The organism is Streptomyces sp. SID4985 (assembly GCF_009863025.1).
Classification (GTDB): Bacteria; Actinomycetota; Actinomycetes; order Streptomycetales; family Streptomycetaceae; genus Streptomyces.
Genome location: NZ_WWIR01000487.1, coordinates 20,882 through 32,080, shown reverse-complemented (window position 1 = coordinate 32,080; position 11,199 = coordinate 20,882). Strand labels below are relative to the sequence as shown.

Genomic DNA, 11,199 nt, shown 5'->3' with positions numbered 1-11,199 from the left:
TCCCGGTCGCGGCCCCGCACGCGGCCCTGGCCTACCTCGCCGCGACCACGGCGGTGGCCCTCGTGCCCACCCCGGGCGGCATCGGCTCGGTGGAGGCCGCCCTGGTGGTGGCCCTGGTCGCGGCGGGCGGCCCGGCGGCCGTGGCGACGGCGGTGGTCCTGGCGTACCGGATGATCACGGTGTGGCTGCCGCTGGTGCCGGGGGCGTTGACGCTGGGGGCGCTGGTGCGGCTGCGGGTGATCTGACCCGGGGGGCGCAATTCAGCGGGCCGCGCGTGATCCGACCCGGGGCCCCAGGTCGCGGGGCGCGCGTGATCTAACCGAGGGGGCGCGGGCCGAGGGCCGCACGTGACCCAACCTGGGGGCCGCAGACCGAGGGCCGCACGTGACCCGACCCGGGAGGCCGCAGGTCGTACGTGACCCGACCCGGGGGGGGCCGCAGACCGAGGGCCCCGCGTGATCCGAAACACTCCCCACCGCCCCCGACCTGCGGCACAGTGGCCCTCCCGGTCCCCGCGAGGAGGAGAGCAGCCATGTCGGTCCGTGTGGAGCGCAAGGGGTTCGTCACCACCGTCGTCCTGTCCCGGCCCGAGGCCCGCAACGCCGTGGACGGGCCGACCGCCGCCGAACTGGCCGCCGCCTTCAAGGCGTTCGAGGCGGACGACGGCGCGCGGGTGGCGGTGCTGTGGGGTGAGGGCGGCACGTTCTGCGCGGGTGCGGACCTCAAGGGGATCGGCACCCCGCGCGGCAACCGGGTCGAGGAGGACGGCGACGGGCCGATGGGTCCGACCCGGCTGCGGCTGTCCAAGCCGGTCGTCGCGGCCGTCGCCGGGCACGCCGTGGCGGGCGGTCTGGAGCTGGCGCTGTGGTGCGATCTCCGGGTCGCCGAGGAGGACGCGGTGTTCGGGGTGTTCTGCCGCCGCTGGGGCGTGCCGCTGATCGACGGCGGCACGGTACGGCTGCCCCGGCTGATCGGCACCGGGCGGGCGCTGGACATGATCCTGACCGGGCGCCCGGTGGAGGCCGCCGAGGCGCACGCGATCGGCCTCGCGGACCGCGTCGTACCGAGGGGTCAAGCGCGGGCGGCGGCCGAGGAGTTGGCCGCCGCCATCGCCCGTTTCCCGCAGAACTGTCTGCGCGCCGACCGGGCCTCGGTGCTCGACCAGGAGGGACGCCCGGAGGAGGCGGCGATGCGGGCCGAACTGCTCGGCGGGCGGGACGTGTTGGGCGAGGCGCTGCACGGGGCGCGGCGGTTCTCGGAGGGCGCCGGACGGCACGGTTCGTACACCGGCCTCTGAGCGGTGACGAGTTACCCCGGGTAAGTGATCACGCTCCGCCCTCCCGGTGCGGAACGCCCTCCGGGATACGGCAGGATGACGAGCGAACGCGCCCGCCGGTGCACGGCGTGCGGCGCGCCACGGCACATCCCGGACTTCGAGCAGGTGACAACGTGACGAGACTTCACTTCAGGCTCCACGCGGCCGTGTCGGCCCCCGGAGGCGGCCGGTGAACCACGTGCTGACCCGTGACGCGACGCTGGACGACCTCGTGCTCGCCGGGATCACCCTCGCGGCCGGTGTGGTGCTGGCCTTCCTGTCCCGCACCGTGCTGCGCTGGCTCGCCAAGCACGCCAAGCGGACCAGGTGGAGCGGCGACGACGTCATCGTGGACGCGCTGCGCACGGTGGTGCCGTGGGCGGCGATAGCGGGCGGTGCGGCGACGGCCGCGGCGGTGCTGCCACTGACCAAGACCACGCAGAACAACGTGAACCAGGTCCTCGAGGTCTGGATCATCTTCGTGGTGACCCTCTCCGCGGCGCGGGTGATCGCGAACCTCGTGCACGCCGTCACCCAGTCCCGCTCGGGCGTGGCGGGCTCGGCCACGATCTTCGTCAACATCACCCGGGTCCTGGTCCTCGCCATCGGCTTCCTGGTGGTGCTGCAGACGCTCGGCATCTCCATCGCGCCCCTGCTCACCGCCCTGGGCGTCGGCGGTCTGGCCGTCGCGCTGGCCCTCCAGGACACGCTGGCCAACCTGTTCGCGGGCATCCACATCCTCGCCTCCAAGACCGTCCAGCCGGGCGACTACATCCGGCTCAGCAGCGGCGAGGAGGGCTACGTCGTCGACATCAACTGGCGTCAGACGACGGTCCGCCAGCTCTCCAACAACCTCGTGGTCATCCCCAACGGCCAGCTGGCCAAGACCAACATGACCAACTTCACCCGCCCCGAACAGCAGCTCACGATGCTGGTCCAGGCGGGCGTGGGCTACGACTCCGACCTCGAGTTCGTCGAGCGCGTGACCGCCGACGTCGTCAACGAGGTCATGACCGAGATCACCGGCGCGCTCCCCGAGCACGAGGCGGCCATCCGCTTCCACACCTTCGGCGAGTCCCGCATCGACTTCACGGTCATCCTCGGCGTCGGCGAGTTCAGCGACCAGTTCCGCATCAAGCACGAGTTCATCAAGCGCCTCCACCGCCGCTACCGCGAGGAGGGCATCTCGATCCCGGTCCCGGCCCGCACGGTGACGCTGCAGCAGGGGACGCCCCTGATCCCGCACCAGCGGGGCGCCGCCGACGTGTCCGCCGGCCCGGTTCTGGCCGACCAGTGAGCGAGGTGGCGGCGCCCCGTCGACCGGGCGCCGCCACCGGACCGCTCAGTTCTCGGTCCGCTCAGTCCTCGGACCCCTCGGTTTCTCGGACCCCTCGGTTTCTCGGACGGCTCAGTCCTCGGACCGCTCACTCCGCGACCAGCCCCGCCGCTCGCCCTCGTCGATGAGGTGGCGGCCCGCCGTCCACAGCGACGCGGAGGCTTCTCCGATCACCGCCTTGCGGGCCCGGACGTCGTCGGCGGTGACGCCGGGAGTGCGCCAGGTACCACCGCGGGCCATCCAGTTGAGCAGGAGCGGCTGGAGCCGGTCCATCGCCTTGGCGAACCTGGCCTCGGGAGTGGCGCGCTCCTCGAACTCGTCCCACAGGGCCCGCATCCGCCGGGCCTGGTCCTCCGGGAGCAGCCGGAACAGCTCGTCTGCCGCGACCGTCTCCCGCTCCCGCTGGCCGACGCCCCCGGCACTGTCGTACAGCGGAGTGTCACCGGCGTAGATCTCCACGAGGTCGTGCAGCAGCACCAGTTCGACGGTGTGGCCCACGTCGATGGGCTCGTCGGAGTGCTCGGCGAGGACCGCGACCATCATCGCCAGATGCCACGAGTGCTCGGCGTCGTTCTCGCGGCGGTCCGCCGCGGCGAGGGGCGACTGGCGCAGCACGGTCTTGAGCTGGTCCACCTCCACCAGGAAGGTGAGCTGGGCCCGCAGCCGCTCCTCGATGCCGTCGGGCAGGGGCGTCTTGTCCACGAGCAGGTTCCGGCGTTCATCACTCACCGGCTCATCGTGGCACGCCCGGGCACCGGCGCACAGCACCGGGCTAAGCTCGAAATAGTATGACTTCATCGCACGATTCCGACCCCGACCCCGACCCCCAGCCCTTCACCCCGCCCTCCCCCGCCGCCCTGGACGCCCGGCTCGACTCGATCACCCGGCAGCCGTTCCGCGCCAGGTTCCACCTCCGCGGCCGGGACCGGGCGACCGCCGAGCTGAAGGGCCCGGCCACGATCCGCCGGCACGCGTACGACCTGATCGCCAAGCGGCTCGCGCCCGCGCAGCCGCACAAGGACGGCAAGCAGACCCCGTACAAGGGGCACCCCGTCTTCGTCGCGCAGCACGCCACCGGCACCTGCTGCCGCATCTGTCTGCTGCGCTGCCACGGGATCGAAAAGGGGCGGGATCTCACGCGGGCCGAGCATGTGTACGTCGTCGAGGTGATCTGCCGCTGGATCGAGCGGGAGATGACCGGGACCGGCCGCTGACCGGTCGCCGCCGGACCCCTGTCGAAGCGAGTGCGGTCACGAGATATCTTGATGTCGAGCAATGTTGCAGACGTGGAGCGGAGCACCCGGTGACTGACTCGACCATCATCTACACCTACACGGACGAAGCGCCGGCCCTGGCGACCCATTCGTTCCTGCCGGTGATCCAGGCGTACGCCGCTCAGGCCGGTGTGCCCGTGGACACCCGCGACATCTCTCTGGCCGGGCGCATCATCGCCGTCTTCCCGGAGTACCTGACCGAGGACCAGCGCATCCCGGACGCGCTGGCCGAGCTCGGCGACCTGGCCAAGACCCCCTCGGCCAACATCGTCAAGCTGCCGAACATCTCGGCGTCCATCCCGCAGCTCAAGGCCGCCGTCGCCGAGCTGCAGGCCAAGGGCTACGCCCTGCCGGACTACCCCGAGGACCCGAAGACCGACGAGGAGCGCGACATCCGCGCCCGCTACGACAAGATCAAGGGTTCCGCCGTGAACCCGGTCCTGCGTGAGGGCAACTCCGACCGCCGCGCCCCCGCCTCGGTGAAGAACTACGCCAAGACCCACCCGCACCGCATGGGCGCCTGGACCTCCGAGTCCAAGACCAACGTCGCCACCATGGGTGAGAACGACTTCCGCTCCACCGAGAAGTCCGTGGTCATCGCCGAGGACGGCACGCTCCGTATCGAGCTGGTCGCCGAGGACGGCACCACCACCGTGCTGAAGGAGTCCGTGCCCGTCCTCAAGGACGAGGTCGTCGACGCCTCCGTCATGCACGTCGCCGAGCTGGAGAAGTTCCTCGCCGCGCAGGTCGCCCGCGCCAAGGAGGAGGGCGTCCTCTTCTCGGTGCACCTGAAGGCCACGATGATGAAGGTCTCCGACCCGATCATCTTCGGTCACGTGGTGCGCACGTTCTTCCCGAAGACGTTCGCGAAGTACGGCGAGACGCTCAAGGCGGCCGGCCTGTCCGCGAACGACGGCCTCGGCGGCATCCTCAAGGGCCTGGAGAGCCTGCCCGAGGGCGCCGAGATCAAGGCGTCCTTCGACGCCGAGCTGGCCGAGGGCCCGGCCCTCGCCATGGTCGACTCGGACAAGGGCATCACCAACCTGCACGTCCCCTCGGACGTCATCGTGGACGCCTCCATGCCCGCGATGATCCGCACCTCCGGCCACATGTGGGGCGCGGACGGCCAGGAGCACGACACCCTCGCGGTGATCCCGGACTCCTCCTACGCCGGTGTCTACCAGGCCGTCATCGACGACTGCCGCGCGAACGGCGCCTACGACCCGTCCACCATGGGCACCGTGCCGAACGTCGGCCTGATGGCGCAGAAGGCCGAGGAGTACGGCTCCCACGACAAGACCTTCGAGGTCCCGGTCGCGGGCACCGTCCGCGTGGTCGACGCCGGCGGCGACGTCCTCATCGAGCAGCCGGTCGCCGCGGGCGACATCTTCCGCGCCTGCCAGACCAAGGACGCCCCGATTCGCGACTGGGTCAAGCTGGCCGTCACCCGTGCCCGCGCCACCGGCGACCCGGCCGTGTTCTGGCTGGACGAGGACCGCGCCCACGACGCCAACCTCATCGCCAAGGTGAAGCAGTACCTGCCGGAGCACGACACCGAGGGCCTGGACATCCGGATCCTCGCCCCGGTCGAGGCCGCCAAGCTGTCGGTGGAGCGCATCCGCCGCGGCGAGAACACCATCTCGGTGACCGGCAACGTGCTGCGTGACTACAACACCGACCTCTTCCCGATCCTGGAGCTGGGCACCAGCGCCAAGATGCTGTCGGTCGTCCCGCTGATGGCGGGCGGCGGCCTGTTCGAGACGGGCGCGGGCGGCTCGGCCCCCAAGCACGTCCAGCAGCTCGTCAAGGAGAACTACCTGCGCTGGGACTCCCTCGGTGAGTTCTTCGCGCTGGTCCCGGCCCTGGAGCAGTACGCGGCTGCCACCGGCAACACCCGTGCCAAGGTCCTCGCCGACACCCTCGACCGCGCCACGGCGACCTTCCTCGACGAGGACAAGTCCCCGACCCGTCGCGTCGGCGGCATCGACAACCGCGGCAGCCACTTCTTCCTGTCCCTGTACTGGGCGCAGGAGCTGGCCAAGCAGACCGAGGACGCCGACCTGGCGAAGGCGTTCGCCCCGTTCGCCGAGGCCCTCGCGGCCGACGAGCAGAAGATCGTCGAGGAGCTGCTCGCCGTGCAGGGCTCCGCGGCCGACATCGGCGGCTACTACAAGCCGGACGCGGCCAAGGCGGACGCGGTCATGCGCCCGTCGGCCACCTGGAACGCGACGCTCGCGTCCCTGAGCTGATCCAGCCGTAGGTCCGTCGTGCCCCGGCCGGGCTCTCCGGCCGGGGCACGGTCGTACCTGTCGGCAGTGCTCTCTGTCGGCAGTGCTTCTCCGGCATTGCCCCGTGTTGCGGCGCTGTGACGGACATGAAGTCCTCGTGTCACGGTTCGCGCCGGGCTGTCCGGTGCGAACCGCCCGTGCTTGTCTCGTCGCGAGTCCGCGCCCGACCCGCACGAGGAGCACCATGAGCAGCCAGCCCATCGACTCGGTCACCGCAGGCCACACCCCCGACGAGACGCCGACGGGACCCGACACCTCGGCCTGGTCCTTCGAGACCCGGCAGATCCACGCCGGGGCGGCGCCCGACCCGGCGACCGGGGCGCGGGCCACGCCGATCTACCAGACGACGTCCTTCGTCTTCGAGGACACCCGGCACGCGGCCGACCTGTTCTCGCTCGCGGAGCCCGGCAACATCTACACCCGCATCCACAACCCCACCCAGGACGTCTTCGAGCAGCGCATCGCCGCCCTGGAGGGCGGGGTCGCCGCCGTCGCGCTGGCGTCGGGGCAGGCCGCCGAGACCCTGGCGATCCTCACCCTGGCGGGCGCGGGCGACCACCTCGTCTCCAGCACCTCGCTGTACGGCGGCACCTACAACCTCTTCCGGCACACCCTGCCGAGGCTCGGCATCGAGGTGTCGTTCGTGGACGACCCCGACGACCTGGACGCCTGGCGGGCGGCGATCCGCCCGAACACCAAGGCCCTGTTCGCGGAGACCCTGGGCAATCCGCGCAACAACGTGCTCGACGTACGCGGGGTCGCGGACGTGGCGCACGGCGCGGGCGTGCCACTGATCGTGGACAACACGGTGCCGACGCCCTATCTCCTGCGGCCCATTGAGCACGGCGCGGACATCGTGGTCCACTCCGCGACCAAGTTCCTCGGCGGACACGGCACGACCATCGCCGGTGTCGTGGTGGACGGCGGGACCTTCGACTTCGGCGCGCACCCCGACCGCTTCCCGGACTTCACCGAGCCCGACCCCAGCTACCACGGGCTGCGCTACTGGCCCGCGCTCGGACCCGGCGCCTTCGCGGTCAAGCTGCGTGTGCAGCTGCTGCGCGACCTCGGCCCGGCGCTCTCCCCGCACTCGGCGTTCCTGCTGCTCCAGGGCGTGGAGACGCTGAGTCTGCGCCTCGAACGGCACTCGGCGAACGCCCTCGCGCTGGCCGCGTGGCTGGAGAGCCGCGACGAGGTGGCCGCCGTGCACTACCCGGGTCTCGAGTCCAGCCCTTGGTACGAGACGGGGCGGAGGTATCTGCCGCGCGGCTCCGGTGCCGTCGTCTCCTTCGAGCTGCGGGACGGGGTGGAGGCGGGCAAGCGGTTCGTGGACGCGGTGGAACTGTTCAGCCATCTCGCCAACATCGGCGACGTGCGCAGCCTGATCATCCACCCCGCCTCAACCACCCACAGCCAACTGGACGAGGAGCAGCTCGCGGCGACGGGCACCTCGCCGGGTCTGGTGCGCCTTTCGGTGGGCCTGGAGAGCGTGGCCGACCTCAAGGCGGACCTGGAGGCCGGGTTCCGCGCGGCCAAGGGCGCCTCCTGAGCACGGTCCCGGCGACGCCGGACCACGCCCTTCCGCCGGTCGTCGCCACCGGCGCCTGGCGGGAGGGCGATCCGGTCGGACGGCGGCAGTGGTACGCGGCCAAGGCTCCGCTGCCACTGGAGGCCGGCGGTGAACTCCCGGGCGTCCGGCTGGCGTTCGAGACCTGGGGACGGCTCGCCCCGGACCGCTCCAACGCCGTACTGGTGCTGCACGCGCTGACCGGGGACAGCCATGTGGCAGGTCCTGCGGAGCCCGGGCATCCCTCCCCCGGCTGGTGGGACGCGCTGGTCGGTCCCGGCCGGGCGCTCGACACCGACCGCTGGTTCGTCGTCGCGCCGAACGTGCTCGGCGGCTGCCAGGGCAGCACCGGCCCGGCCTCCGTACGGCCCGGCAGCGGACGGCCGTGGGGCGGCGCGTTCCCGTTCCTGACCCAGCGGGACCAGGTGACAGCGGAGACCGGCCTCGCGGACGCGCTCGGGATCGACCGGTGGGCGCTGGTCGTCGGCGGCTCGATGGGCGGGATGCGCGCCGTCGAGTGGGCGGTGTCGCACCCGGAACGCACGGGCGCCCTGCTGCTCCTCGCCACCTCGGCGGAGGCGACCGCGGAGCACATAGCCTGGGCCGACATCCAGCTCCGGGCCGTCCGCGACGACCCGCACTGGCAGGGCGGCGACTACCACGACACCGGGCACGGCCCGCTCGCCGGACTCGGCCTCGCCCGCCGCGTCGCCCATGTCACCTACCGCGCCGAACCGGAACTCCAGGCCCGCTTCGGACGGCTCCCGCAGGGCGCGGAGGACCCCTTCCACGGCGGCCGCTACCGCGTGGCGTCCTACCTCGACCATCACGCCGACAAGCTCAACCGCCGCTTCGACGCGGCCAGTTACGTCGTGTTGACCGAGGCGATGAACGCCCATGACGTGGGCCGGGGACGGGGCGGTGCGCGCGCCGCGCTCGCCCGGGTGACCGCGTCCACCCTGGTCGCCGGGGTGGACTCCGACCGGCTCTATCCCCTGGCCCAGCAGGAGCGGCTGGCCGCGCTGATCCCCTCGGCGGACCGGCCCCGGGTGGTCGAGTCGGCGTACGGGCACGACGGCTTTCTGATCGAGACGGAGCAAGTCGGCAGAATGGTGCGTGAATTGCTCGCACCCTCCGCACCGACCCTCCCCGGGAGTGTTCCGTGACCCCACGCTCGTTCGACCTGCTCCCCGGCGCCGCCGACTCGCCCGTGCTGCTCCATGTCCCGCACGCGGCGCGGGCGATACCGGACGACGTGCGCACGGGCATCGTCCTCGACGACGCGGCGCTGGCGCGGGAGCTGGACCACATCACCGACGCCCACACCGACACCCTCGCGGAACAGGCCGCCGCGCTGACGGGACAACGGCCCTGGCGGTTCGTCAACCGGCTCTCCCGGCTGGTCGTGGACCCGGAGCGGTTCCCGGACGAGCGGGAGGAGATGCTCGCCGTCGGCATGGGCGCGGTGTACACCCGGACCACGCACCGGGAGCCGCTGCGTCCCGAGCCCGCCGACGCCGGGCCGCTGGTCGGGCGGTACTTCGAGCCGTACGCGGAGGCGATGACCCGGGCGGTGGCCGAGCGCCTCGCCGCCACCGGCCGAGCCGTCGTCATCGACGTGCACTCCTATCCGACGAAGCCGCTCCCCTATGAGCTGCATCAGGACGGTCCGCGTCCCGCCGTCTGCCTCGGCACGGACCCCTTCCACACCCCGCCGGAGCTGACCGAGGCGGCGCGGGCCGCGTTCGCGCGCTGCGGCGACGTCGGCCTGGACAGCCCGTTCAGCGGAACCTACGTACCGCTCGCGCACTACGGCGTGGACCGGCGGGTGAGCGCCCTGATGGTCGAGATCCGCCGGGACGCCTACATGACCGAACCGGGCGGCCCGGCCGGACCGGACCTGGAGCAACTGGCCGCAGCCCTGGCGGAACTGGTGGACACGGTGGGCGGCGCCGCCTGACACGCGAGACGCGGCGGGGTGGTGCCGCCCGCTGTCCGGGCCCGACGGGCGGCACCACCGCACACACCTACGGCACTGCGTCTCAGGACGCGGCCCGCTCCGCCCCCGCCCCCGCGTCCGGGTGGGCCAGCCCCAGGTGTTCGCGCAGGGTCGTCCCCTCGTACTCGGTGCGGAACACACCCCGCTCCTGGAGCAGCGGGACCACCCGGTCCGCGAACGGGTCGAGCCCGCCCGGGGTGATGTGCGGGACGAGGATGAAGCCGTCGGAGGCGTCCGCCTGCACGAACTCGTCGATGGTGCGGGCCACGGTGTCCGGGGAGCCCACGAAGGTCTGCCGGTTGCCGGTGTTGATCACCAGGTCGCGGATGGACCAGCCGTTGGTCTCGGCCAGCTCGCGCCACTCGCGGGCGATGGCCACCGGGTCGCGGTACATCCGCACCTGGGCCCGCCCCCGGGATATGTGCTCCTCGCTCACCACCGGGTCCACGTCGGGCAGCGGGCCCTCCGGGTCGTAGGCCGACAGGTCGCGGTTCCAGACGAACTCCAGGTGCTTGAGGGCGGTGGCCCCGCTGACCTGCTGCCCGCGCACCTCGCGGGCCAGCTCGGCGGCCTCCTCGTCGGTGTCGCCGAGGACGAAGGTCGCCGCGGGCAGGATGAGCAACTGGTCCGGAGTGCGGCCGTACTTGGCGAGGCGCCCCTTGACATCGGCGTAGAAGCGGCGGCCCTCCTCCAGGGTGGCGTACCTACTAAAAATGGCGTCGGCGTCGGAGGCGGCGAACTCGCGACCCTCCTCGGAGTCGCCCGCCTGGAAGATGACCGGGCGGCCCTGCGGGGAACGGGGGACGTTGAAACGGCCGTGTATGTCGAAGTGCTGCCCCTGGTGCGTGAAGGCACCGGCCTTGGCGTCCCGGAGGAAGGCGCCGGTGGCCCGGTCGGCCAGGATCTCGTCGCCGTGCCAGGAGTCGAAGAGTTCGTGCGCGGTGGCCAGGAACTCCTTGGCGCGCGAGTACCGCTCCCCCTGCGGCAGGAAGCCGCCCCGGCGGAAGTTCTCGCCGGTGAAGGCGTCCCAGGAGGTGACCACGTTCCAGGCGGCGCGCCCGCCGGAGAGATGGTCGAGGGAGGCGAACTGGCGGGCCACCTCGTACGGCTCGTTGAAGGTGGAGTTGATGGTGCCGGTCAGGCCGAGCCGGTCGGTGACGGCGGCGAGCGCGGCGAGGACGGTGAAGGTGTCGGGGCGGCCCACCACGTCCAAGTCGTATATCTCACCGCCCTGTTCGCGCAGTCGCAGCCCTTCCGCGAGGAACAGGAAGTCGAACTTGGCGCGTTCGGCGGTGCGGGCGAAGTGCGCGAAGGAGCTGAACTCGATGTGGCTGCCTGCCTCCGGGTCGCTCCACACGGTGGTGTTGTTGACCCCGGGGAAGTGCGCGGCGAGGTGCACCTGCTTCTTGGACTTGCTCAT

At 71.9% G+C, this 11,199-nt stretch carries 10 protein-coding genes; 8 read left to right on the top strand and 2 right to left on the bottom strand.

The features are described from left to right. The 3 genes from GTW40_RS21470 to GTW40_RS21460 form a co-directional block, all read left to right on the top strand. Positions 1–245, top strand: a 245-nt coding sequence (locus GTW40_RS21470; RefSeq protein WP_202486221.1) for a lysylphosphatidylglycerol synthase domain-containing protein, incomplete at its 5' end; no start/stop codon positions are given. A gap of 287 nt (positions 246–532) precedes the next feature. After that, positions 533–1,297 carry a crotonase/enoyl-CoA hydratase family protein gene (locus GTW40_RS21465; RefSeq protein ID WP_161181819.1) on the top strand — a complete coding sequence of 255 codons (765 nt, stop codon included), beginning with the start codon at positions 533–535 and terminating at the stop codon, positions 1,295–1,297. Between the two features lie 220 nt (positions 1,298–1,517). After that, positions 1,518–2,612 carry a mechanosensitive ion channel family protein gene (locus GTW40_RS21460; protein WP_161181822.1) on the top strand — a complete coding sequence of 365 codons (1,095 nt, stop codon included), beginning with the start codon at positions 1,518–1,520 and terminating at the stop codon, positions 2,610–2,612. Between the two features lie 111 nt (positions 2,613–2,723). On the opposite strand, the gene GTW40_RS21455 is transcribed toward GTW40_RS21460, so the two are convergent. Next, complete coding sequence (locus GTW40_RS21455; RefSeq protein ID WP_161181818.1) at positions 2,724–3,380, bottom strand: HD domain-containing protein; 657 nt, start codon at positions 3,378–3,380, stop codon at positions 2,724–2,726. A 59-nt stretch (positions 3,381–3,439) separates the two neighbouring features. Between GTW40_RS21455 and GTW40_RS21450 the strand changes: the two genes are divergently transcribed. The 5 genes from GTW40_RS21450 to GTW40_RS21430 all read left to right on the top strand — a co-directional run bounded on the left by GTW40_RS21450 (position 3,440) and on the right by GTW40_RS21430 (position 9,740). Next, on the top strand, positions 3,440–3,865 hold the full coding sequence (locus GTW40_RS21450; RefSeq protein ID WP_161181817.1) for a DUF4186 domain-containing protein: 426 nt from the start codon (positions 3,440–3,442) through the stop codon (positions 3,863–3,865). A gap of 89 nt (positions 3,866–3,954) precedes the next feature. Continuing rightward, positions 3,955–6,174 (top strand): NADP-dependent isocitrate dehydrogenase, encoded by a 2,220-nt coding sequence (locus tag GTW40_RS21445; protein ID WP_161181816.1) that lies wholly within the window; start codon positions 3,955–3,957, stop codon positions 6,172–6,174. 223 nt (positions 6,175–6,397) lie between these two features. Next, complete coding sequence (locus GTW40_RS21440; RefSeq protein ID WP_161181815.1) at positions 6,398–7,762, top strand: bifunctional o-acetylhomoserine/o-acetylserine sulfhydrylase; 1,365 nt, start codon at positions 6,398–6,400, stop codon at positions 7,760–7,762. Further along, positions 7,759–8,946: a homoserine O-acetyltransferase gene (locus tag GTW40_RS21435; protein ID WP_161181821.1), complete on the top strand. Its 1,188-nt coding sequence runs from the start codon at positions 7,759–7,761 to the stop codon at positions 8,944–8,946. The genes GTW40_RS21440 and GTW40_RS21435 overlap by 4 nt, the downstream gene beginning before the upstream one ends. Then, the gene (locus tag GTW40_RS21430) at positions 8,943–9,740 is read left to right on the top strand and encodes an N-formylglutamate amidohydrolase (RefSeq protein ID WP_161181814.1); all 798 of its coding nucleotides are present in this window, start codon (positions 8,943–8,945) and stop codon (positions 9,738–9,740) included. The genes GTW40_RS21435 and GTW40_RS21430 overlap by 4 nt, the downstream gene beginning before the upstream one ends. Before the next feature lie 82 nt (positions 9,741–9,822). On the opposite strand, the gene GTW40_RS21425 is transcribed toward GTW40_RS21430, so the two are convergent. Next, positions 9,823–11,199: an NtaA/DmoA family FMN-dependent monooxygenase gene (locus tag GTW40_RS21425; RefSeq protein WP_161181813.1), complete on the bottom strand. Its 1,377-nt coding sequence runs from the start codon at positions 11,197–11,199 to the stop codon at positions 9,823–9,825.